The sequence below is a fragment of the Streptomyces sp. NPDC060035 genome, from assembly GCF_042736635.1.
In the GTDB taxonomy this organism is placed as follows: Bacteria; Actinomycetota; Actinomycetes; order Streptomycetales; family Streptomycetaceae; genus Streptomyces.
Map to the genome: position 1 here is coordinate 95,796 of NZ_JBHWVO010000005.1, position 21,403 is coordinate 117,198.

The following is a 21,403-nucleotide window of genomic DNA, read 5'->3' on the forward strand; positions in this document are numbered from 1 at the left end:
GTGTTCAGACCTCCTCGGTGGCGGCTGCGGCCTTACGGGCGGCGGTGACCGCGGGGTGGACGGGCGCGTCCGGCACGCCGGCCGGGCGCAGGTTGGCGAACTCCTTGCGCAGCACGGGTACGACCTCCTCGCCGAGGATGTCGAGCTGCTCCAGGACCGTCTTGAGCGGCAGCCCCGCGTGGTCCATCAGGAACAGCTGGCGCTGGTAGTCGCCGACGTGCTCGCGGAAGGACAGGGTCCGCTCGATGACCTCCTGAGGGGAGCCGACGGTCAGCGGGGTCTGCTCCGAGAAGTCCTCCAGGGAGGGCCCGTGCCCGTAGACCGGCGCGTTGTCGAAGTACGGGCGGAATTCCCGTACCGCGTCCTGCGAGTTCTTCCGCATGAACACCTGGCCGCCGAGGCCCACGATGGCCTGCTCGGCGGTGCCGTGTCCGTAGTGGGCGTAGCGCCGGCGGTAGAGGTCGACCATCTTCTTCGTGTGCTCCAGGGGCCAGAAGATGTTGTTGTGGAAGAACCCGTCGCCGTAGTAGGCGGCCTGCTCGGCGATCTCCGGCGAGCGGATGGAACCGTGCCAGACGAACGGCGGGACGCCGTCCAGCGGGCGGGGGGTCGCGGTGAAGGACTGGAGCGGCGTACGGAACGTGCCCTCCCAGTCGACGACGTCCTCGCGCCACAGCTTGTGCAGCAGCGCGTAGTTCTCGACCGCGAGCGGGATGCCCTGGCGGATGTCCTTGCCGAACCAGGGGTAGACCGGCCCGGTGTTGCCGCGGCCCATCATGAGGTCGACCCGGCCGTCCGCGAGGTGCTGGAGCGTGGCGTAGTCCTCCGCGATCTTCACCGGGTCATTGGTGGTGATCAGGGTCGTGGAGGTCGACAGGATCAGCTTCTCGGTGCGGGCGGCGATGTAGCCGAGCGTGGTCGTCGGCGAGGACGGGACGAACGGCGGGTTGTGGTGCTCACCGGTGGCGAAGACGTCCAGGCCCACCTCCTCGGCCTTGAGCGCGATCGCGAGGGTCGCCTTGATCCGCTCGTTCTCGCTCGGCGTCGTACCGGTCGTGGGGTCCGTGGTGACGTCCCCGACGGTGAAGATCCCGAACTGCATGGCGCCCGCCTTCAGCTTGGTTGAACGTTGAACTATCTGAACACACCCTACAACGGGAGACCCCGCCCCCCTATTCCGCAGGCTCCGGGCCGCCCTCACCCCGGGCTGCGTACGCTGGGGACGAGCCCGTCGCGGACACCGGGAGAGAGGTGAGTCATGAGCGAGAGCGAGAGCTGGAAGGAGCGCGGTGTCGCCCTGCGCGTCTTCGTCTACGTCTTCGCGACGCACCTTTTCGCCGGGTTCATCATGCTGTTGTTCTATGTGGGCGGCCACGCGGACAAATGACCGTGTCTATGTGGGCGGCCACGCGGACAAATGACCGTGTCTGTGCGGGCGGCCACGCGGACAAGTGACCGTCCGGCCGGGACCGCCGGCGGTCGGGACGCCCTGCCGAGAGGCCCTCGGGAACTGCAAGTGCCGTGATCAGGCACCGGGTGCCCGCTACAGTGGACGTATGACCTCCGTCCTGTGCCGAAACTGGTGGCGCTCCTCCTAGGAGCGGCCGCCTTCATCTGCACGGAACCAGGGCCGTTCGATATGGACGGCCCTTTTTTGCTGCCCTGATGTCCTTCGGCGGGCCGTCCTCCACGCACACACGCGATCAGCGAGGAGAGCCCCGTGACCATCACAGACCTGCCCGTCGGCCCCGCCCTGCCGCTCGGTCCCGCTCAGCGCCGCGCTGCCGAGCTGGAGGAACAGCTCGCGCAGGATCCAAGCCGCTTCCGGGTCCTCACCGGTGACCGGCCCACCGGGGCCCTTCACCTCGGGCACTATTTCGGCACCCTCCACAACCGGGTGCGCCTCCAGGACCTCGGAGTGGACGTCTTCGTCCTCATCGCCGACTACCAGGCCCTCACCGACCGGGACGTCGCCGAGCGGCTCACCGAGCATGTGGAGGGGCTGCTGCTGGACTATCTGGCCATCGGGATCGACCCTGCCCGCACGACGGTCTTCAACCACAGTGCCGTACCGGCCCTCAACCAGCTCCTCCTGCCGTTCCTCTCCCTTGTCTCCGTCGCCGAGCTCGGCCGCAACCCCACCGTGAAGGACGAGATCGCCCACTCCCGGCAGGCCGCGGTCAGCGGGCTCATGTACACCTACCCGGTGCACCAGGCCGCCGACATCCTGTTCTGCAAGGGCAACCTCGTACCCGTCGGGCAGGACCAGCTGCCCCATCTGGAGATCACCCGCACCGTCGCCCGCCGCTTCAACGAGCGGTACGGGGCGGTCTTCCCGGAACCCGACGCGCTGCTCTCCGCCGCACCCCTGCTGCTCGGCACCGACGGCACCAAGATGAGCAAGAGCCGGAACAACTCCGTCACCCTCGGCGCGGACGCCGACGAGACGGCCCGGCTGATCAAGGGCGCGACCACCGATGCCGAGCGGCACATCACGTACGAGCCCGAGCGGCGGCCCGGCGTGGCCGGCCTGGTGCTGCTGGCCGCGCTGTGCCTCGGCCGTGCCCCGCACGACGTGGCCGCGGAGATCGGAAACGGTGGCGGTGCCGCGCTCAAGCGGACGGTGACGGACGCGGTCAACTCGACGATGGCCCCGATCCGGGCCCGCCGCGCGGACTACGCGCAGGACATGGCCTACGTACGGTCGGTGCTGCGCGCGGGCAACGAGCGGGCGAACGCGATCGCCGAGGCGACGCTGGACGAGGTGCGCGAGGCGATGGGCACGCCCCGCTAGCGGAGCCGGCTCGCGGTGGTGGGCCCGGGACGATCGCCCCGGGCCCACCGGCCTGTGTGTTCACAGACGGTGCATCGAGCGCTGCCTGCGCAGCAGCTCTGCCAGACCGCGCCGGGTCGCCGCGATCACCACCCGGTCCTCCGGCCGCAGCACATAGCCCGGATGCAGGTTCCAGACCAGGCCGGACGGCCGGCCCGTGACGTCGGAGCCGGACGGGCCGTACGGGGGGACGGCGGCCGGATCCGGGCGGAGGTCGGCCGGCGGGGTGGCGTCCAGAGCAAGGACGCGCCAGGATCCCGGTCTGAATGCCTGCTCCACGGTGTGGCCCTCCAGCTGCGGGTGACCACCCACCTCCAGGGCGGCGAACAGCATGACCTTGCGTTCGACCGGCACCGCGCCCAGGATCTGCCGGCCCATCATGGCGACCGCGAACGACGGGGCGGCCAGGTGGGAGACGGAGCGGGAGCGGGTCAGGGCCTGTGGGTGGGCCGTGCGCAGGGTGCGGTAGACGGCGGTGGCGAACTCGTCGTCGTACAGGCGCAGCGCCACCCGCAGGTCCGGCTTCACCGAGCGGGCGTACAGGGCGGCTTCGAGGTTCGTCGTGTCGACACTGGTCAGGGCCAGCAGGGCGTGGGCCCGGCGGATCTTGGCCGCCTCCAGGACACCTTCCTGGGTGACATCGCCGATGACTGTCGGGATGTGCATGCTGCGGGCCAGCGGAATACCTCGCGCCTCAGGGTCCTCCTCGACGACGACAACGGGGATGTCCAGCTCGCGGAGCCGTACGAGGACCCTCGTACCGATCTTGCCGAGGCCCAGGAGCACGACATGGCCGGACAGGCCGCGCGGTGGGCGGCGCAGCGCCGAAGCGGTGCGCAGCGAGCCGAACGCCTCCAGGACGCCGGCGACCAGCAGGGGCAGGAGGAGGAGCCCGGCCGTTCCGGAGAGGAGCTGGATGATCTGGCGGGACGCCGGGTCCTTGTCCCCGTCCGCCGGGTCGCCCATGGCGAGCAGGTCGAGCAGGGTCAGATAGGCGGCGTGTACGGGGCTGTCGCCGGTGGTGACGACCGAGGCGACGGCCAGGGCCACGACGGCCGTCGCGACGCCCGCCGCCGACCAGCGCAGCCGGCGCGAGAAGATGTGGCCGAGCGGTGCGCCCCTGCCGCCCATCCGCGTGGGTGTGCGGTCGGGTCCCGCCTGGCTGATGGCTTCCAGGACGACCGTGCCCCTGCCGGTGGCAGCGGCCACCGTCGCATGGTCGGGCAGGAGTTGGGGGCCTTCGTCGCCGCTGCTGTCGGAGCCCTCGGTGCCCGCCGGGTCATGGGTGGTGGAGGAGAGCAGGGCCAGCGTGCACAGGCCGGGGTCGGCGAGCTCGCCCTGCCGGGGCGGAGTGCGCTCGACGGCGCGCAGGAGCAGGCCCTCGGCCTGGATGACCTTGCTGCTGCCGGTCAGCGCGGTGGCGGCCAGGGCGGGGGCGGCGGTGTCGGCGTCGGACAGGACGGTCGTGGAGGCGTCCAGGGCGGCCGGGTCGAGCCCAGGCATCGCGACGGCCGCGGCCTGGTCGAGCAGGGTCTCCAGGTGCTGGCCGAGCTTGCGGTTGTAGAGCCGGATGACCAGTCGCAGGCGCGGATTGAGGCGACGGGCCGTCAGGGCGGCCCGGATGTTGCGCTCGTCGTCGTCGTAGACCAGCGCGAGCGCGGCAGCACGGTCGACGCCCGCCTCTTCCAGCACGTCGTCGGAGGGCTCGTGCGCCTCGATGATGCGTACGGCCTCGACCCCGGCGTTGGTGTCGCCGTCACCGGTCCCGCCCGCCGCGCCGTTGCGGTTCATCGCCGCCGACATCCGGCCGAACAGGGCTGCAGCCCTGGCGCGTTGGGTCAGTGGCAGATCGGGACGGCTGGTGTCGCGCCCGGGCGGGAGCAGCAGTGTGACCCGCTCCCCGTACACGTAACGCAGCTCCACGGCGAGCCGCCGGGCGAGTGTGTCGTCGCCGCAGACCACCATGTGACCGCTGATGGTGGGGCGTTGGGGCTGCTGAGGAAGTGGGGGCACGAAACCCAGCATGCCTTGTCCTCTCTCGATTCCCGATCATCCGCGATGAGCGGAGCGGGGGCCGCGGCTGTGGTTGGCGGGCAGCCCCGGCGCGGCCACCGCACGCGTCATGGGGTCGCCGTCGGGGCCGGGCCCGTGGATGCCGGACGGTGAGGCCCGTCAGCCGGCCTTGCGCGGCAGCGGTCGCGGGCCGAGTGCGTCGTCGTACGTCGAGACCCGGAAGAACTCGCCCGCGGCGTCGTACGCGTAGAGAAGCCCCGCACTGCCCGCTGCGAGCACCTCACCGGGACCGGACGGCGGCACCGGCTGCCGGACCTGCACGATCGCGGTGGAACCGTCGGCCGCCGCCGCCGCCACCTCCGCCTGCCCGAAGCCGGCGCTGACGCCATCCGTACGGATCGTGCAGACCTGCCCGACGAAGTCCTGCCGCGATGGAGGGGGTTCTACCGGGAAGTACAGGCGGAAGCGGCGTACGAGCATGCGGACAACCCCCCGGGCGATCAGCAGAGCCCCCGCCAGTACGGCGACCTGGAGCAGGGACCGCGCGGTGCCGCTGACACCGCTGCGCTGTACCAGGACCGAACCCGTCAGGCTGGTGACCCAGGCGACGACGACGGCGAGCGACGCGGACACGGCGACCGGTACCCCGCCGACGCCCGCCGCGTCGGCGTCGAGGTCGCTGTCGAAGGAGTCGGTGCCGACGGCCCCGGCCGGCACCAGCAGCCAGAAGCAGACGACGACGACCAGGGCGGCGCCGAAGAGAACAGCGGGAAAGGTGACTGCTGCGGAACGGAATTCGGTCATCCGGTTCACCCCCTGCGAGGCTGCGCGCCCCTGTACGGCCCGGGGTGGCGGCGGGCGTACCGGGGCCCGGCGCTGCGACACCGCGAACGGCACCGCAGCAGCCGGGTCTTCCCCCCTGACCCCCGTGCTTCCCCCGTAACCCCCGTGCGTCCCCCGTGTGTTGCTGAAGAGATCGTGCCAGCGGGGGCTGTTTCCCCGCATTGCCGGAACCCGGCAATCTTTGGGAGATCCTGATGCCGGGCACCGACACCTGTCCGTGTGCGTTGGAGAAAGGACAGCGCCCTCTCGTACAGGAACATCAGGAGGAGTACGCCGTGGCAGATCCGGAGATCCCTGAGAAGTTCCTGGGGGACCATGCCCGCATTCTGGGCGAGGTGGCGGAGACCGGCCGACGGCTCACACGCGACGAGCTGGAGGCCCGTCGCGCCCTGGGCCGTGAGGCCGCGGAGGCCGGGCACCAGTTGCGCGCCCTGGTGAATCTGCATCTGTCGGCCACCCGCACCGCATGGCCGCGCACGGCGCTCCGGTCCGGTGAGGTCGCCACCGATGCCGTGCTGGCCGCGGTGGAACAGGCGATCGACGCCTTCGCGGAGGGCTTCGAGCGGGCGCAGCGGCTCACCGTACGGCGCGAGGAAGCGGCGCGGCGGGAGTTCATCGACGACCTGCTGTACGGGCGCAGCGACCTGGGCCGGCTCGCGGAGCGCGCCACACGCTTCGGGCTGCGGCTCTCGCGGGCGCACGCCGTTGCCGTGGCGGCGGGGCCGGAGGCGTACACCGAGACCGACACCGTGCCCCGCAGCGTGGAGACGGCGCTGCTCACCCGCTTCAGCGGCCGGAAGATCCTGCTCACCACGAAGGACGGGCGCCTGGTCTGCATCGCGCCCGGCAGTCAGCCGGACGTCCTGCGGTACTTCGCCAAGCAGGCGCATGCCGCGACGGACGGCGGCCAGGTCGCGGTCGGCCGCCCGCACCGCGGCCCGGGCGGGGTCGTCCACTCGTACGACGAGGCGCTCGACGCCCTCGATCTGGCGCAGCGGATGGGGCTCGACGAGCCGGTGCTGTACGCCGCGAACCTGTTGGTCTACCCGGTGCTGACGCGGGACCGGCAGGCGATGGCCGACCTGGTGCGCAGTGAGCTCGGTCCGCTCCAGGAGGCCCGGGGCGGCGCGGAACCGCTGCTGCAGACGCTGTCCGTGTATTTCGACGCGGGCTGTGTCGCCGCCGAGACGGCCCGCCGGCTGGCGCTGAGCGTGCGCGCCCTGACGTACCGGCTGGAGCGCATCCACCAGCTGACCGGCTCCGACCCGTCCGATCCGATGCACCGCTACACGCTTCAGACCGCGGTGATCGGCGCCCGGCTGCTGGACTGGCCGGCGAAGGAGCTCTGACCCTGGTGAGGCGGTGGCCGGGGGGTGCCCAGGGAGGTGACACACCCCTGGGCACCCACGGTGGCCCCGGGGGATACCCAGGGAGGTGACTCACCCCTGGGCATCCGCGGCTCAGTCGGCGTCGCGCCCGGCGTGCTCCGGCGTGAGGTCGTCGTGCGAGGGCATGGGCCCGCCGCTCACCGCTGCCGGTGCGGGCTTCTTCCCCCTGCCGGCCAGCATCGCCTGGATCCTGGAGGCGGCCGGCTCGGTCCAGCGGGCGGTGAGCGGTCCGACGATCACGAGGATCAGCACGTACGCGGTGGCGATGGGCCCGATCCGTGGCTCCGTCGCCACGGCCAGACCGGCGATGACGATCGAGAACTCGCCGCGCGCGACCAGCGTGCCGCCCGCGCGCCAACGGCCCCTCGGACCGATTCCGGCCCGCCGCGACGCGTACCAGCCGGTGCCGATCTTGGTGAAGACGGTGACGATCGCCAGCAGCGCCGCCGGAAGCAGTACGGGCGGGATCTCCGCCGGGTCGGTGGACAGACCGAAGAACACGAAGAAGACGGCGGCGAACAGATCGCGCAGCGGCGTCAGCAGCTTGCGCGCGCCCTCGGCGACCTCGCCCGACAGGGCGATCCCCACGAGGAACGCGCCGACGGCCGCGGACACCTGCAACTGCTGCGCCACACCGGCCACCAGGACCGTGAGCCCGAGGACGACGAGCAGCAGCATCTCCGGGTTGTCGGAGGACACCGCACGGCTGATGAGCCGCCCGTGCCGCAGCGCCAGATACAGCACGAACCCGACGGTCCCGAGCGCGATGAGCAGGGCGATGCTGCCGCCGGCCAGACCGACCCCGGCCAGCATCGCCGTGAGCAGCGGCAGATAGACGGCCATGGCGAGGTCCTCGATGACGAGGACACCGAGGATGACGGGTGTCTCGCGGTTACCGAGCCGCCCCATGTCGGTCATCACCTTGGCGATCACGCCGGACGACGAGATCCAGGTGACCCCGGCCAGTGCGACGGCCCCCACGGGCCCCCACCCGAGCATCAGACCGGCAATCGCACCCGGCGTCGCGTTGAGGACGAAGTCGACGGCCCCGGACGGATACTGCGTCTTGAGACTGGTGACGAGTTCGGACGCGCTGTATTCGAGCCCGAGCAGGAGCAGCAGCAGGATGACGCCTATCTCCGCCCCGATGGCGGTGAACTCCTCACTGGCGCCGAGCGGCAGCAGACCGCCTTCCCCGAAGGCCAGCCCGGCCAGCAGATAGAGCGGAATCGGCGAGAGACCTATCCGCCCGGCGAAGCGCCCGATGATGCCGAGCCCGAGAATGACGGAGCCGAGCTCCACCAGCAGTGCAGTCGTGTCGTGCACGGTCAGCCCTCCGCAATGATCTCGGAGAGCGTGTCGACGCCCTCGCGTGTGCCTACGACAACGAGCGTGTCCCCGATGGCCAGCCGGAAGTCCGGCCCGGGCGACGGATGCGCACTGTGCGTACGCAGAACGGCCACGATCGACGCGCCCGTCCGGGTCCGCGCCCTGGTCTCCCCGAGCAGCCGCCCGCCGTACGGGGAGCGGGTCCCGAGCGGAATGTGCTCGGTGACGAGATCGATCCCGTCGGTCCGCACGGCGTCGATCGGCGCGGCATCGATCAGATGCGCGAGCCCGGTGGCCTCGGCGGTGGTCAGGGGCACGGAGAGCAGGCACGAATCAGGATCGTCCTTCTCGTAGAACCCGAGGAAGCGCCGCCCGTCGTGGTGCACGACCACGGAGATGTGCTGTCCCGACTCGGTGGTGTAGTCGTACTGAACGCCGACTCCTGGCAGCGATGTGCGGTGGGTTCCCATGGCTTCCTCCCGAGGAGCGCGGCAGTACGGCGACGCGGCTTGGTGATCTTTTTAGCTTTCCATTACCTTATCCGGCAACGAAAACCGGCCACGGAAGCGGGCAGGGCGGTGTCGGAGCGGCGCACCGGAGCTCCTCGCGGCACGGGGGATTGCCGTGGACCGACGCCATGAGGCCCACTGCACGACCGTGCCCGGCGGTGAAGGATCGCCGCCGGGCACGGTGGAGTGGAGCAGAGGTGCGTCAGTCCGTGACCTCGATCTTGTTGTTCGTGGGCTGCGGGGCGGCCGGTGCCGGTACGGGCTGCGTGCCGCCCGCCTTGCCCTTCAGGTTCGCCAGCAGCGCGCCCAGGTCGACGCCCGTGGTCGAGCTCAGCAGTTCCATGCCCTGGGCCACGTTGTCCGTGACCGTGCGGGACAGCTGGCTGGCGCCGTCCGTCGAGATGACCGTCAGCTTGTCGATGGCGCTCAGCGGCTCGGCCGCCTTGGCGACGACCTGCGGGAGCACCTCGACGAGCATCTGGAGCACCGCCGCGTCGCCGTACCGGGCGAAGGCGTCGGCCTTCTTGTGCATGGCCTCGGCCTCGGCCGAGCCCTTGGCGGCGATGGCGGCGGCCTCGGCCTCACCCTCGATGCGTACGGCGTCGGCGAGGGCCGAGCGGTGGAGCTTCTCGCCCTGACCGGTCAGGCGGGAGCGCTCCGCGTCGGCTTCCGCCTCCTTGACCTGGGCGATGCGGCGGGCCTCGGCCTCCTGCTCCGCCTGGTAGCGGGCGGCGTCGGCGGGCTTGCGGACCTTGGTGTCGAGCTCACGGTCGGTCAGGGCGGCCTGGCGCTGGGCGACCTTCTCCTGCTCGGCGAGGACCTCCTGCTGGCGGGCTGCCTCGGCGAGGGGGCCGGCGGCGTCGGCCTTGGCGGTGGCGGCTGCCGTCTCGGCCTTGATCTCGGCCTGCTTGAGGTAGAACGTCCGCTCGGCGATGGCGATCTCCTCGGCCGCCTTCAGCCGGGCCTGCTCCGAGGCGCGCCGGGCGATGGCCTCGGCGATGTCGGCCTCCTGCTTGGCGCGGGCGGCCTCGGGGCGGCCGAGGTCCTCCAGGTAGGAGCCCTCGGTGGTGATGTCCTGGATCTGGAAGGCGTCCAGGATCAGGCCCTGCCCGGAGAGGCTGGCCTCGGCCTCCTCGGCGACCTGGCCGGCGAACGCGGCGCGGTCGCGGATGATGTCCTCGACCGACATCCGGCCGACGATCGCGCGCAGGGCGCCGGAGAGCACTTCCTGGGTGAAGCCGACGATGCCGTTCTGCTGCTGCAGGAAGCGCTGGGCGGCGGCGCGGATCGCGTCCTCGCTGCCGCCGACCTTGACGATCGCGACGCCTTCGAGGTGGGACTTCACACCGCGCAGGGTGACCGCTCCGCGTACGGCGACGGGGATGTGCCGGCTGGAGAGGTCCAGGGTGAACTTCTGCTGGACGAACGGCACGACGAAGACGCCGCCGCCGACGACGACCTTCTGGCCGCTGTTGTCGATGCTGGTACGGCCGGTCACCGGGTCGGTCGACTTCTTGCCGCGGCGGCCCGTGATGATGAAGGCCTGGCTGGGGCCCGCGACCTTGTACCGGGTGATCACTGCGAGGCCGAGGAGTACGACGAGAACGACTATGCCGATGACGGCGATCACTACTGGACTCATGAGAAGGGTCCCCCCTGCCCCCCGACGGGGTGGCAGCTCGTTCGGGTGGTGGACAGACGTGCGGCTCGGCGGAGGTCAGCGCTCGACGGGGCGGACAGTGACCGAGGTGGTCGACAGGGTGGCCTCCACCCAGATCTCGGCGCCGCGTTCGACCGGTACCGCGCTCTTGGCGGAGAACTTCACGGTCTGGCCCGCGAGTCGCAGCAGGACCTCGCCGTAGCCGTCGGCCGGGATCGGGGTGACGACGGATCCGGAGGTGCCTATGAGGTCCTCGCCGCGTGGTGTGGCCGTGGTCTGATCCCGCATCAGGGCCCTGCTGAGCCTCCAGGTCAGCCAGGCTGCCACGAGCCCCGCCGCGGCACCGGCCGCGACGGCTACGGGGGTGCCCGCGCCGGTGGTGCCGAGGACGATCGCGCCGCCGAAGCCGAGCATGGAGACGAAACCGGCGATGACCGGCAGGGAGAGCAGGCCGTCGAAGAAGCCGTTCAGCAGCCCGCCCAGTGCGTCGCCGAGGAGCCCTTCGAGGATTCCGTCGAAGATCAGGGAAAGCGTGAGAAGAGCGATTCCCGCAATGCCGAGACCCAGAAAAATGGTCACGTGATCACTCCCCCGGCTTTCGATTTCCCCCGAAATGTTTCCGTCGAACTGGCTGAATGATCCCATACAGCACCGGCCAGGGATACTGCCGGAGTCCGGCAGTCTTTACGCGGTTCTGATGCCGGAAAGGTGCCCGGCGAGGGTGTCGAGCGACTGGAACGTGGCGCCGAGCAGGGCGACATGCTTCCAGCGCAGCACACCGTCCGGCCCGATCAGGAACACGGAGCGCCGTACTCCGATGCCGGGTGCCGCGACCCCGTACGCCCGGGCGATGTCGCGTCCCGTGTCGGCCAGGAGCGGCATGCGCAGCTCGTGGGTGCGGGCGAACGACTCATGGCTGTCCACACCCTGTGGACTGATTCCCCAGACCTCGGCGTCGAGGCCCTCGAAGGTTTCGAGGCCCGAGGAGTAGGAGCAGAGCTGCTTGGTGCAGACGGCCGTGTTGTCGCCGGGATAGAAGGCCAGGACGACGGCCCGGCCGCGGGCTGCGGAGAGCGTGTAGTCGTGCCGCTCGAAGGCGTCCTCGGTCAGTATCCCGCCGGGAAGCGTGAAGTCCTGGACGTTCTGGCCGATTTGGGGTCCTGATGCCATGCCGGCAGCTCCCTTGGTTCGGTACGCGAGTGGGTCCGTGCCTCGTACAGTGAACGGCACTTTCCACGTATCGACACGTTCGGCCCATTCTTCCGCCGCCCGGCACCGACTATGGAAGGAGTGGGCGGGCAGGAGCTCCGCACCCCGACCCGGAGGTACGCGTGGCCGAACGACCGCCGTCCGCAGCTGTGCTCATCCTGCACGGCGGGTACGAGACGGGTCTGGCGCCGCCCCCGCCCGGTGCCATGAACCTGCCCGGCCTGCGGATGCTCCCGATCGCCCGCGCGGTGGCCCGGGCCGTCCGCCCCGGCTCCGGTATACGCGTCCGCAGGGTCCGCTACACCCACCGCGGCTGGAACGGTGCCCGCGAGGACCCGCTGCGCGACGCCGTACGGGACCTGGACGCCCTGCAGCGCGAGGCGGGCGACATCCCCGTGGTTCTCCTGGGCCACTCGATGGGCGCACGTGCCGCCCTCCACGCCGCCGGTCACCCGCTGGTCCGCGCGGTGGTGGGCCTCGCCCCGTGGTGTCCGCCGGGAGATCCGGTCACCCAGCTCGCCGGGCGTGATGTCGTCCTGCTCCACAGCACCCGGGACCGCGTGACCAGCCCTCAGGCCACCCAGTCCCTCACGGCCAGGGCCCGTCGTGCGGGCGCCCGCACCTGCCTCGTCACGATCCGGGGCAGCGACCATGCGATGCTCCGGCGCGCCCCGTCCTGGCACCGCCTGACGGCCGACCTGGTCAGAGGCATGCTCGGGCTCGGGCCGCTTCCCGACGCCGTCGCCGCCGCACTGGAGCTGCCGGTGGACGCATCGGCGGCCGACGGGACCACCACGCTGGACAGCCTGCCCGCCGGACCGGGCCGGAGGCCTGTGCGGGGGATGCCGCGCAGCTGAGGCCCGGGCGTCGAGATCGACCTCACCCGGGAGCAGTTCGGACCACGATGTCGTCACCGGGGGCACGGTGACCGAGCGGCCGGCGGAGATCGTACGGCTCCGGGAGCAGCACGAGACGCTGCGCGGCCGGGTGCTCGAGCGGCTGTACGGACGGATACGGGTGGCGGGTCCCGGCCGGTCGGTGTGTTCGGTCAGCCGAGTTCGAGGCTGGTGATACCGAACAGGCCCGCGCGGTCTGTTTCCGGCACCGGCCCGGCGTACATGCGAGCCGTGTCGAACGACGGGGCCAGACCGAGCTGTTCCGCGAGGCGTACGGCCGCCGGGTTGATGTCGGGGACGTCGATCGCTACGGCGGTGTCCTGAGCGGTCGCCGCGAGCGCGCTCACGAGGGCGCAGGCCACGTCGGGGGAGTCGGCGTGGAGCGGCCCGATGCGCGAGGCGGCCCGGCAGGCGCGCAGCACGGCGAAGCCCACGAGTGAGCCGTCATGGATCGCTGCGAGCGCCGTGCGCCGGGGTGCGGTGATCCAGGGGGCCAGGAAGCTGTCTCGTGCTTCGGGGAAGTAGCACCGGTCGTACGCGGCGAGCAGCCCGAAGGGCAGGGTCCGGGCGTCGACGAGCGTGACACCGGCCGGCGGGGGGACGTCCGTGGGCACCACACCCTCGTAGCGCGCGTTGCTCCAGGCGGTGCGGAATCCGGACCTGCGGTAGTTGTCCTGCTGAGCGGGTACGCCGTCGAGCCCGACGCTGCGCCCGGAGAGCCGGGCCAGGCCGGCGCGCCAGACCTGGATTCCGTACCCCCGGCCCCGCAGCGACGGCCGGGTCAGGTAGAAGCCGAGAAAGCCGAAACAGGCGCCGTATCGCACGACGGAGACGGACGTGACGGGCTCGCCGTCGAGCCTGCCGATCAGGAAGCCGCACGGATCGGCGGCGAAGAAGGCCGGGCCGTCGGTGAGGCCGGGGTTCCAGCCCTCGGCATGGGCCCACTCCCCCAGCATCCCGATGTCGTCGGCGCTCGCGGTGGTGATCTCGAATGTCGGCACGGATCACTCGTACCCGGTACGGCACCGGTTGGCTCAGAGGAGGAGGAAAACCGCCGCAGTCGCCGCGCCCAGGGACGCCCCCGCTGCCGTCTGCGCCACCGAGTGGTAGCGCAGCGCCACCCGCGACCAGCACACGGCGACGGCCGGCACGCAGGCGGTCAGCCACCACAGGGAGTGCACCGCACAGAGCAGGGCGACCACGGCCGAGGCGACCGCCGAGTCCACCGAGATCTTCCACACCGTGTTGACGGCCAGCAGCACGATCGTCATCGCCCAGAGGGAGATCATCGCGAGCAGGATGCCTGCTGGGGCATGGCCCAGGACCATGATCAGCGAACCGGCGCCGAGCGAGCCGAGGATCACGAGGAAGATGGGCGCCCGCTGGGTCCGGTCCACGACATGGCGGTCGCCCCAGGTGCCGCGGCTGCGCTCCCACTCCACGTACCCGGCGGGGACGAGCCCCGCACAGAGCGCGCCGAGGAAGCCCCAGGGCAGCCCGGTCCAGTCACCGGCGGACGCGAGCCCGATGGCGAGCATGCCGGCGAGCAGGACATTGCGGGGCTGGAGGACGTCCGTGACCGCGCGGGCCGTCGTCGTGGTCCTGCTGGTTGCGCGCATGCCGTGTTCTCCGGGGCTCCGTCGGCCCCGGTAACGTCGGTGACCGCGCGTGACTGTAGCCCTTCACGACGGGGGATGCGTGAAGGGCTACTCCTGCAGTATGACCGCTCCCAAGTCGGCGGACAACTGACCGGCTGGTCAGTCGCGTTGGGGCATTCGGGTGAATCGGTGCAGCGCCGGGCGGGGGGTCCGGGCGGGGTCAGGGTGCCCCGGGATCCGCCACGACCGGGGGAAATCTATTCCAGCGGCGATAGACATGGCTTACTCGTATGCCTAGGGTTTCTTGTGCAGCCGGGCCACATCGGTGGGGTCGGTGCACAGCAGAAGAGGTGCAGATGCCCCCGGAAACCCCCGCTCACGGCACGGATCGTTTCGATGACGACGACTACCCCGCGTACACCATGGGGCGGGCCGCGGAGATGATCGGTGCGACACCGGGTTTCCTCCGTGCCATCGGTGAGGCCCGCCTGATCACGCCCCTGCGCTCGGAGGGCGGCCACCGCCGCTACTCCCGTTACCAGCTGCGTATCGCCGCGCGCGCACGCGAGCTGGTGGACGCCGGCACACCGATCGACGCCGCCTGCCGCATCGTCATCCTGGAGGACCAGCTCGAGGAGGCACTGCGCCTCAACGACGAGCTGCGGGGGCCCGCGGTGGGCCGGAGCGGCGCCGATTCCTGACCGGCGGGCGGGCGCATATCTGTTTTCGTCAGCACAGAAATACGCGTAATGAGCGATGAGGGTTTATGTCATGCGTGGCGGAGCGGTGCCGGAGTGATATGGCGTACAGCCCGCATCTGCCCAAATCGTGCTAGTGTTGAGCTCAGTTGCAGTTGTGGTTCCCAAAACTTCAAGTGCTCTCGCCGGTTCACTCGGGTGGGTGCACTTTTGTATTTCCGGTTTCTTCCGGACGGGGCAATCATTTGCGGCGACGTGGTTCGCACAGTGCGGGACACGGGCAACGCCCCGAAGGAGATATGACATGGCTACTGGCACCGTGAAGTGGTTCAACGCGGAAAAGGGTTTCGGCTTCATCGAGCAGGAGGGTGGCGGCGCTGACGTCTTCGCCCACTACTCGAACATCGCCGCCCAGGGCTTCCGCGAGCTGCAGGAAGGCCAGAAGGTGAACTTCGACGTCACGCAGGGCCAGAAGGGCCCGCAGGCGGAGAACATCACCCCCGCCTGATCACCTCAGGCGTATGGCGCAGCTGGGGCCCGCACCTTGGGGTGCGGGCCCCAGCTCGTTGTCGTTTCCCGGCACTGTGACCCCGGCGTCGCCGCGGTAGGCCCAGTACGTAAATTTCTGGTGCACACGGGTCGTGCCGGAGCAGTCCCTTTGCAGTCATTCTGAAGCGCCGTATACGGCTGATTACCGGCGGACGGGCTTCGTTCTTCATTATTTCATCGGCTCGTTCTTGCGATTCTTGGCGCCGTACTTGGCTGCAGCCGCCCGGAAAAAGAATCCCTCGATACGTGCCATTCGAGGGAAGGGTTCTCCATTGAACCGCGATCGCACAGCTCGCACGAACGACCGATTTTCTCGCACCCGCTCCGGCGGGGCCCAGAGCGGCCGCACTGCCAACGGATTCCGCTCGGCGGCGTCCAACCGGCAGGGTGGCTCCGGATCCCAGGGCCGCTCCGGCGGCGGACGCTCCGGCGGCTACGGCCGCCGGTCCTCCTCCGTCTCCGGTGAATTCGCCCTCCCGGTGACCATCACCCCGGCTCTCCCCGCCGCCGAGACCTTCGGCGACCTGGACATGCCCGCGCCCCTGCTGGCGGCGCTCGGCTCCGAGGGCATGACGGTGCCGTTCCCCATCCAGGCGGCCACCCTGCCGAACTCGCTCGCCGGGCGGGACGTCCTCGGCCGGGGCCGTACCGGTTCGGGCAAGACGCTCGCATTCGGCCTCGCCCTGCTGGCCCGTACCGCGGGCAACCGCGCCGACGCGCGTCGGCCGCTGGCCCTGGTCCTCGTTCCCACCCGGGAGCTTGCCCAGCAGGTCACCGACGCGCTGACCCCGTACGCGCGGTCCCTCAAGCTGCGGCTGGCAACGGTCGTCGGCGGTATGTCGATCGGCCGCCAGGCCAGCGCCCTGCGTGGCGGTGCCGAAGTCGTCGTGGCCACCCCGGGCCGGCTGAAGGACCTCATCGAGCGCGGTGACTGCAAGCTCGACCGCGTCACCATCACCGTCCTCGACGAGGCCGACCAGATGGCCGACATGGGCTTCATGCCCCAGGTCACCGAGCTGCTCGACCAGGTGAACCCCGAGGGCCAGCGGATGCTGTTCTCGGCCACCCTGGACCGCAACGTGGACCTGCTGGTCCGCCGTTACCTGCACGACCCGGTCGTCCACTCGGTCGACCCCGCGGCCGGTGCGGTGACGACGATGGAGCACCACGTGCTCTACGTCCAGGGCTCGGACAAGTACGCCACGACCACCGAGATCGCGGCCCGCGACGGCCGGGTGATCATGTTCCTGGACACCAAGCACGCGGTGGACAAGCTCACCGACCACCTGCTGAACAGCGGTGTACGGGCTGCCGCGCTGCACGGCGGCAAGTCGCAGCCGCAGCGCACCCGCACCCTGGACCGGTTCAAGACCGGCCATGTCACGGTGCTGGTCGCCACGAACGTCGCGGCCCGCGGCATCCACGTCGACAACCTCGACCTCGTCGTCAACGTCGACCCGCCGAGCGACCACAAGGACTACCTGCACCGCGGTGGCCGTACCGCCCGCGCCGGGGAGTCCGGCAGTGTCGTCACGCTGGTGCTGCCCAACCAGCGCCGTGAGATGACCCGTCTGATGGCCGACGCCGGGATCACCCCTCAGGTCGCCCAGGTCCGCTCCGGCGAGGCCGAGCTCAGCCGCATCACCGGCGCCCAGGCACCTTCGGGCGTCCCCGTGACCATCTCCGCGCCGATGACGGAGCGCAAGGGCAGCGGCTCCCCCTCGCGCCGGCGCGGCAGCAGGCCCCCGCAGGGCCGCCGCTCCAACGCCAACACGGCGACCCCCGAGGCGCGTGCAGCTGCCGCGCTCCGTCGGTCCAACCGGGCCGCGTAAGTCACCGGACCGGCAGTCCGGCAGACCCCTTCCGGCTTTCTCTTCGACCCTGTTGAGGCACTATGCGCTGTGTCATCGCCCGCTTCCCCTTCGATCTGTTCAAGAACGAGGTGGAGGATTCGATGAAGGGCATCAAGCCCGAACCCGTCACCGGTGACGCGGTGGTCATCAGCCGCCGCGTCTACCCCGTCAAGCAGGTCGGGGAAGTGATCACCCGGCAGGACCGCCGCGACTTCAGCGCCGCCGAGGTGACCAGGGCGCTGTCGCGCCTCGGCTTCACCTGCCGTCCGGCTGAGGTGCCCGCTCCGGCGGTGCCCCTCACCCCGCTGGAGAACGCCTCCGCCATGCTCGGGACGCCCGGCAACGTCTGAACCGCCGACGACGTCCGCCGACACCGCACCCCTGTGCCCTCCGGGCCCAGGGGTGCGGTGCGTCAGGAGGCCTCCGGACCGGGGTTCCGCTTCTTCGCCCAGTCGAGCCGGGGCTCCACCACGTACCGGAACACCCGCCGGACGGGCGGGCTGCACAGCAGTGTGACCGTGGCCGCCGCGGCGAGTGACACCAGGATCCGGCCCAGCGGGGTGGAGACGATGTCCGCTTCGAAGAGGCCGAGACGGACAGCGCCCTTGATGACGAAGCCGTGCAGCAGATAGCCGTACAACGTGCCCGCGCCGAGCGCCGTCATCCACAGCCGGCGGCTCGGCACCCAGGCCAGGAAGCAGGCGCTGAGCACCACGGCGCAGCCGAACAGGAGCAGGGTCACCACCGCACCCGTCCAGGCGGGCGAGCCGAGCTGCTCGGCGCCGTACCGCCGGAAGAACCACGAGGTCGTCGTGCGCGGGACCGCCCAGTACGCCGCGGCCAGGGCGATCAGACAGACCGGCACGGAGGCGATCCGTACCGTGCGGCGGCGCACCAGGTCGAAATGCGCGGGCCGAAGCTGCAGGCCGAGTACGTAGAACGGCAGGAACTGCAGGACGCGCTGGAGGTGCAGGTCGGGGCCGATGTTGCTGGTCACCGCCCCCATGGCCGCGATGACCAGGGACACCGCCAGGGGCCACCGGACCGTCTGCCAGATCGGCGTGGTGAGACGCCAGAGGAAGAGCGCGGGCAGGAACCACAGCAGCCAGTAGGGCGTGAGCGGGCTCAGCGGGAAGTCGGGGGTGCCCTTGAGGCGCTCGAACAGCGTGTACGCGATCTCGAAGACCGCGTAGGGCACGACGAGGCTGGTGACGAGCTTCCACACCCGCTCGGGACGCAGGTCGAGGCTGCGGGAGAAGTAGCCGGCGATCATGATGAAGACCGGCATGTGGAACGTGTAGACGAAGGTGTAGAGCGTCTCGACCAGGCGGCCGCTCCCGGGCAGTGGCTCCCAGGCGTGCCCCATCGCCACGAGGACGATGGCCAGATACTTCGCGTTGTCGAAGTACGGATCGCGGCCGGCCCGGGGTGCGGCCGGGGCTGCGGCTCCCCGGGAGGCCGGGCCCGGGGTCAGTGAGGTCAAGGACGGCATCCGGCCACCCTAATCACCTCCGCAAGATCCCCGGGTCACGTGCCGGGGCAGGTCAGGGGACCAGGATCACCTTGCCGGTCGTCCGGCGTGCCAGCAGGTCCTCGTGGGCGCGGCGGGCCTCGGCGAGCGGGTAGCTGCCGCCGGCCACGGGCTTGAGCCGCCCCGCGGCGGCCAGGGCGAAGAGCTCCTTGACCGGTCCGCCGACGGCCCCGGGCACCGCCAGGGTGGGGCGCAGCCAGAAGCCGACCACGGAGGCGTTGAGCCGGCCGAGCCGGCCGGGGTCCACCGGGGTGAAGCCGGTGCGGGCGGAGTTGCCGTAGGTCACCAGGCGGCCGAAGGACGCCAGCGAGTCCAGCGCCTGGTCGAAGAGTTCGCCTCCGACGGCGTCCAGGACGACGTCCGCCTTCTCCTGGAGGGGGTAGGTGACCACCGCGTCCGCACCGAGTTCCAGGACGAGCCGCTCCTTGGCCGGGGAGGAGACCTGGGCGAGCACCCGGCCCGCGCCGAACTCCCTGGCCAGCTGGACGGCGAGGCTGCCCACCCCGCCCGCGGCGGAGTGCACGACGACGGTTTCGCCGGTACGCAGCCGGGCCGAGGTCCGCAGCAGGTGCCAGGCCGTCAGCCCCTGCACCAGCAGAGCGAGCGCCTCGGCGGCGCCCAGTTCCTCGGGCATCTCCAGGACGGCGGACTCCTTGGCGACCACCTGCTCCGCGTACCCGTGCGAAACCCGGGCCAGGACCCGCCTGCCGTCCGGGGTGCGGCCGACGACCTCGCTGCCGGGGACGTACGGCAGGGCGTCTGCCGCCAGGTAGGAGCCGTCCACCTGGTGGGTGTCCGCGAAGTTCACCCCGGCGGCCTCGACGGTGATCAGCACCTCACCGGTGCCCGGTACGGGGGCGGGCAGCTGGGTGGGCCGGAGGACTTCGGGGCCACCGAAGCGGTCGAACTGGATAGCGAGCATGCCGCACGGTATCGCGGTGAACCGGCGAGGCCGGGCGTCCCGGAAGCGATTTTCGGCCGCCTCCCTCGGCGATCGGGAAAACAGTACATCCGGTTTGTTAGAATGCTCACTCTGCGTGGCTGCCCGAACGCACAGCATGGGCAGCCGCTCCCGGAACTCTCGGAAACCCACTCACCGGAGCACCAGGATGGCCATGCAGGACCGCGCGGTACGCACGCGTCAGGAGCTGATCCGGTCGGCTGCCGAGGCCTTCGACCGGAGTGGGTTCGCGCCGTCGTCACTCACGGAGATCAGTGTCGGGGCCGGAGTCAGCAGCGGTGCGCTGCACTTCCACTTCGGCAGCAAACGCGCACTGGGCGCTGCCGTCGAGTCCGCGGCGGCGCAGATTCTCCAGGACATCATTGCTCCGCGCCCCTGTGAACAGCCCGAGTCGTTGCGGAACCTGGTCGACACCTCGCACGTCCTGGCGCGGCGGCTCGCTGAGGACGTCGTGCTGCGGGCAGGCTTCGGCCTCGCCTCGGACGCCGCCTGGCAGGAGAACGTCGAACTGTGGCGGGTGTGGCGCGCCTGGGTCCGCTCCGTGCTGACCCTGGCCCGTGGCGAAGGTGCCCTGGTGGCGGATGTCCTCATCGAGGACCTGGTGTCCGCCGTGACAGTGGCGGTGGTGGGGGCGCAGGCCCTGGGGCGGGCGGATGCGGACTGGTCACCCCGGCACGCCGTCGCCCAGTTCTGGAATCTGCTGCTGCCGCGGATCACGACGGCCGTGGTCCGGCCCGGGTAGGCCTGCCAGACTGCGGCCATGAGCGATCTTCTGAACGGCAAAGTCGTCCTCATCACCGGGGCGAGCAGTGGTATCGGCGCAGCTGCGGCACGGGTCTTCTCCCAGGAGGGCGCGACGGTGGTCCTGGCCGCGCGCAGGGAGGACCGCCTGGCCGCCCTGGCCGGCGAATTGAGGGACAAGGGCGGCGAGGCGGCCCATATCGTCTGTGATGTCACCGTGGCGAAGGACGCTGCCAGGGCAGTCGACTTCACGGTGAACACCTATGGGCGCCTCGACTCGGCATTCAACAATGCGGGGCTCGGCGGTGACCGAACTCCTCTGCATCTGATGGGTGATGACGTCTACGACGCCGTCATGGACACGAATGTGCGGGGCGTCTGGAACTGCCTCCGCTACGAAATAGCGGCCATGCTGACGAACGGCGCGGCCTGCTCCATTGTGAACAACAGCAGCGTGGGCGGTCTGGTGGCCATTCCCGCCGCGGCCCCCTACATAGCCGCCAAGCATGCGGTCGTCGGGCTCACCCGGGCCGCTGCGGACGAATACGCCCAGCAGGGAATCAGGGTCAACGCCGTGGCCCCCGGTACGACGCGCAGCGAGATCACCGCCGACTGGTTCGGGCGCAACCCGGGCCTGGAGGAGATGGTCAACAGCCGTACACCGCAGGGCCGTACGGCCGAGCCCGAGGAGATCGCGGCTGCGGTGGCCTGGCTGCTCAGCGACCGCTGCCCGTTCCTCACGGGCACCGTCCTGCCGGTGGACGGCGGCTTCATCAATCAGTGAGCCGACGG

General features: G+C 70.7%; 22 protein-coding genes. 10 read left to right on the forward strand and 12 right to left on the reverse strand.

All coding sequences use genetic code 11. The features are described 5' to 3' along the window. Nucleotides 1–4: 4 nt before the first annotated feature. Nucleotides 5–1,102 (reverse strand): LLM class flavin-dependent oxidoreductase, encoded by a 1,098-nt coding sequence (locus ACFWBQ_RS09615; RefSeq protein WP_385485930.1) that lies wholly within the window; start codon nt 1,100–1,102, stop codon nt 5–7. 156 nt (nt 1,103–1,258) lie between these two features. Between ACFWBQ_RS09615 and ACFWBQ_RS09620 the strand changes: the two genes are divergently transcribed. Beyond that, a complete protein-coding gene (locus ACFWBQ_RS09620; RefSeq protein ID WP_385485932.1) occupies nt 1,259–1,387 on the forward strand; it encodes a DUF6126 family protein in 129 nt (42 codons plus the stop codon). A 339-nt stretch (nt 1,388–1,726) separates the two neighbouring features. Then, nucleotides 1,727–2,794: a tryptophan--tRNA ligase gene (gene trpS, locus ACFWBQ_RS09625; protein ID WP_385486477.1), complete on the forward strand. Its 1,068-nt coding sequence runs from the start codon at nt 1,727–1,729 to the stop codon at nt 2,792–2,794. 60 nt (nt 2,795–2,854) lie between these two features. Here the strand turns inward: trpS and ACFWBQ_RS09630 are convergent, their stop codons facing one another. Beyond that, nucleotides 2,855–4,858 carry an NAD-binding protein gene (locus tag ACFWBQ_RS09630; RefSeq protein WP_385485934.1) on the reverse strand — a complete coding sequence of 668 codons (2,004 nt, stop codon included), beginning with the start codon at nt 4,856–4,858 and terminating at the stop codon, nt 2,855–2,857. 147 nt (nt 4,859–5,005) lie between these two features. After that, nucleotides 5,006–5,650 carry a hypothetical protein gene (locus tag ACFWBQ_RS09635; RefSeq protein WP_385485936.1) on the reverse strand — a complete coding sequence of 215 codons (645 nt, stop codon included), beginning with the start codon at nt 5,648–5,650 and terminating at the stop codon, nt 5,006–5,008. A 314-nt stretch (nt 5,651–5,964) separates the two neighbouring features. On the opposite strand from ACFWBQ_RS09635, the gene ACFWBQ_RS09640 reads away from it, so the two are divergent. Beyond that, nucleotides 5,965–7,038 carry a PucR family transcriptional regulator gene (locus ACFWBQ_RS09640; RefSeq protein WP_385485938.1) on the forward strand — a complete coding sequence of 358 codons (1,074 nt, stop codon included), beginning with the start codon at nt 5,965–5,967 and terminating at the stop codon, nt 7,036–7,038. Between the two features lie 111 nt (nt 7,039–7,149). Here ACFWBQ_RS09640 and ACFWBQ_RS09645 read toward each other — a convergent pair whose 3' ends face one another. The 5 genes from ACFWBQ_RS09645 to ACFWBQ_RS09665 form a co-directional block, all read right to left on the reverse strand. Then, complete coding sequence (locus ACFWBQ_RS09645; protein WP_385485940.1) at nt 7,150–8,403, reverse strand: cation:proton antiporter; 1,254 nt, start codon at nt 8,401–8,403, stop codon at nt 7,150–7,152. Between the two features lie 2 nt (nt 8,404–8,405). Continuing rightward, nucleotides 8,406–8,876 carry a cation:proton antiporter regulatory subunit gene (locus ACFWBQ_RS09650; protein WP_385485942.1) on the reverse strand — a complete coding sequence of 157 codons (471 nt, stop codon included), beginning with the start codon at nt 8,874–8,876 and terminating at the stop codon, nt 8,406–8,408. Between the two features lie 241 nt (nt 8,877–9,117). Next, nucleotides 9,118–10,557: a flotillin family protein gene (locus ACFWBQ_RS09655; protein ID WP_385485944.1), complete on the reverse strand. Its 1,440-nt coding sequence runs from the start codon at nt 10,555–10,557 to the stop codon at nt 9,118–9,120. Between the two features lie 75 nt (nt 10,558–10,632). Next, nucleotides 10,633–11,154 carry a hypothetical protein gene (locus ACFWBQ_RS09660; RefSeq protein ID WP_385485946.1) on the reverse strand — a complete coding sequence of 174 codons (522 nt, stop codon included), beginning with the start codon at nt 11,152–11,154 and terminating at the stop codon, nt 10,633–10,635. A gap of 105 nt (nt 11,155–11,259) precedes the next feature. After that, nucleotides 11,260–11,745 (reverse strand): peroxiredoxin, encoded by a 486-nt coding sequence (locus tag ACFWBQ_RS09665; protein ID WP_385485948.1) that lies wholly within the window; start codon nt 11,743–11,745, stop codon nt 11,260–11,262. Between the two features lie 161 nt (nt 11,746–11,906). Here ACFWBQ_RS09665 and ACFWBQ_RS09670 point away from each other — a divergent pair, with 161 nt between their 5' ends. After that, nucleotides 11,907–12,641, forward strand: coding sequence for an alpha/beta hydrolase (locus tag ACFWBQ_RS09670; protein WP_385485950.1), 735 nt, complete (start codon nt 11,907–11,909; stop codon nt 12,639–12,641). Nucleotides 12,642–12,832: 191 nt separating this feature from the next. On the opposite strand, the gene ACFWBQ_RS09675 is transcribed toward ACFWBQ_RS09670, so the two are convergent. Together ACFWBQ_RS09675 and ACFWBQ_RS09680 are read right to left on the reverse strand one after the other, a co-directional pair. After that, on the reverse strand, nt 12,833–13,681 hold the full coding sequence (locus ACFWBQ_RS09675) for a GNAT family N-acetyltransferase (protein WP_385485952.1): 849 nt from the start codon (nt 13,679–13,681) through the stop codon (nt 12,833–12,835). A gap of 33 nt (nt 13,682–13,714) precedes the next feature. After that, nucleotides 13,715–14,299 (reverse strand): hypothetical protein, encoded by a 585-nt coding sequence (locus ACFWBQ_RS09680; RefSeq protein WP_385485954.1) that lies wholly within the window; start codon nt 14,297–14,299, stop codon nt 13,715–13,717. A gap of 335 nt (nt 14,300–14,634) precedes the next feature. Here ACFWBQ_RS09680 and ACFWBQ_RS09685 point away from each other — a divergent pair, with 335 nt between their 5' ends. From ACFWBQ_RS09685 to ACFWBQ_RS09700, 4 genes are all read left to right on the forward strand, one after another. Then, nucleotides 14,635–14,979: a MerR family transcriptional regulator gene (locus ACFWBQ_RS09685; protein ID WP_385485956.1), complete on the forward strand. Its 345-nt coding sequence runs from the start codon at nt 14,635–14,637 to the stop codon at nt 14,977–14,979. A gap of 301 nt (nt 14,980–15,280) precedes the next feature. Further along, entirely contained in the window at nt 15,281–15,484 is a 204-nt protein-coding gene (locus ACFWBQ_RS09690) for a cold-shock protein (protein WP_031090619.1), read from the forward strand. Nucleotides 15,485–15,797: 313 nt separating this feature from the next. Beyond that, nucleotides 15,798–17,357 (forward strand): DEAD/DEAH box helicase, encoded by a 1,560-nt coding sequence (locus ACFWBQ_RS09695; RefSeq protein WP_385485959.1) that lies wholly within the window; start codon nt 15,798–15,800, stop codon nt 17,355–17,357. A 62-nt stretch (nt 17,358–17,419) separates the two neighbouring features. Next, nucleotides 17,420–17,728, forward strand: coding sequence for an SCO5918 family protein (locus ACFWBQ_RS09700; RefSeq protein WP_383175131.1), 309 nt, complete (start codon nt 17,420–17,422; stop codon nt 17,726–17,728). A gap of 62 nt (nt 17,729–17,790) precedes the next feature. On the opposite strand, the gene ACFWBQ_RS09705 is transcribed toward ACFWBQ_RS09700, so the two are convergent. Beyond that, nucleotides 17,791–18,870 (reverse strand): acyltransferase family protein, encoded by a 1,080-nt coding sequence (locus tag ACFWBQ_RS09705; RefSeq protein ID WP_385485961.1) that lies wholly within the window; start codon nt 18,868–18,870, stop codon nt 17,791–17,793. 52 nt (nt 18,871–18,922) lie between these two features. Next, a complete protein-coding gene (locus ACFWBQ_RS09710) occupies nt 18,923–19,831 on the reverse strand; it encodes a zinc-binding alcohol dehydrogenase family protein (RefSeq protein WP_385485963.1) in 909 nt (302 codons plus the stop codon). Between the two features lie 187 nt (nt 19,832–20,018). On the opposite strand from ACFWBQ_RS09710, the gene ACFWBQ_RS09715 reads away from it, so the two are divergent. Both ACFWBQ_RS09715 and ACFWBQ_RS09720 read left to right on the forward strand, forming a co-directional pair. Beyond that, nucleotides 20,019–20,612 carry a ScbR family autoregulator-binding transcription factor gene (locus tag ACFWBQ_RS09715; RefSeq protein ID WP_385485965.1) on the forward strand — a complete coding sequence of 198 codons (594 nt, stop codon included), beginning with the start codon at nt 20,019–20,021 and terminating at the stop codon, nt 20,610–20,612. Between the two features lie 18 nt (nt 20,613–20,630). After that, nucleotides 20,631–21,395, forward strand: coding sequence for an SDR family oxidoreductase (locus ACFWBQ_RS09720; RefSeq protein WP_385485967.1), 765 nt, complete (start codon nt 20,631–20,633; stop codon nt 21,393–21,395). Nucleotides 21,396–21,403: the final 8 nt, after the last annotated feature.

Bases quoted from the DNA above. Each gene is read 5' to 3' on its own strand.
- ACFWBQ_RS09690 (WP_031090619.1), top strand. From the start codon at position 15,281: ATGGCTACTGGCACCGTGAAGTGGTTCAACGCGGAAAAGGGTTTCGGC.
- ACFWBQ_RS09635 (WP_385485936.1), bottom strand. From the start codon at position 5,650: ATGACCGAATTCCGTTCCGCAGCAGTCACCTTTCCCGCTGTTCTCTTC.
- ACFWBQ_RS09715 (WP_385485965.1), top strand. From the start codon at position 20,019: ATGGCCATGCAGGACCGCGCGGTACGCACGCGTCAGGAGCTGATCCGG.
- ACFWBQ_RS09705 (WP_385485961.1), bottom strand. From the start codon at position 18,870: ATGCCGTCCTTGACCTCACTGACCCCGGGCCCGGCCTCCCGGGGAGCC.
- ACFWBQ_RS09680 (WP_385485954.1), bottom strand. From the start codon at position 14,299: ATGCGCGCAACCAGCAGGACCACGACGACGGCCCGCGCGGTCACGGAC.
- ACFWBQ_RS09700 (WP_383175131.1), top strand. From the start codon at position 17,420: ATGCGCTGTGTCATCGCCCGCTTCCCCTTCGATCTGTTCAAGAACGAG.
- ACFWBQ_RS09665 (WP_385485948.1), bottom strand. From the start codon at position 11,745: ATGGCATCAGGACCCCAAATCGGCCAGAACGTCCAGGACTTCACGCTT.
- ACFWBQ_RS09655 (WP_385485944.1), bottom strand. From the start codon at position 10,557: ATGAGTCCAGTAGTGATCGCCGTCATCGGCATAGTCGTTCTCGTCGTA.
- ACFWBQ_RS09710 (WP_385485963.1), bottom strand. From the start codon at position 19,831: ATGCTCGCTATCCAGTTCGACCGCTTCGGTGGCCCCGAAGTCCTCCGG.
- ACFWBQ_RS09650 (WP_385485942.1), bottom strand. From the start codon at position 8,876: ATGGGAACCCACCGCACATCGCTGCCAGGAGTCGGCGTTCAGTACGAC.
- ACFWBQ_RS09685 (WP_385485956.1), top strand. From the start codon at position 14,635: ATGCCCCCGGAAACCCCCGCTCACGGCACGGATCGTTTCGATGACGAC.
- ACFWBQ_RS09620 (WP_385485932.1), top strand. From the start codon at position 1,259: ATGAGCGAGAGCGAGAGCTGGAAGGAGCGCGGTGTCGCCCTGCGCGTC.
- ACFWBQ_RS09615 (WP_385485930.1), bottom strand. From the start codon at position 1,102: ATGCAGTTCGGGATCTTCACCGTCGGGGACGTCACCACGGACCCCACG.
- ACFWBQ_RS09630 (WP_385485934.1), bottom strand. From the start codon at position 4,858: ATGCTGGGTTTCGTGCCCCCACTTCCTCAGCAGCCCCAACGCCCCACC.
- ACFWBQ_RS09720 (WP_385485967.1), top strand. From the start codon at position 20,631: ATGAGCGATCTTCTGAACGGCAAAGTCGTCCTCATCACCGGGGCGAGC.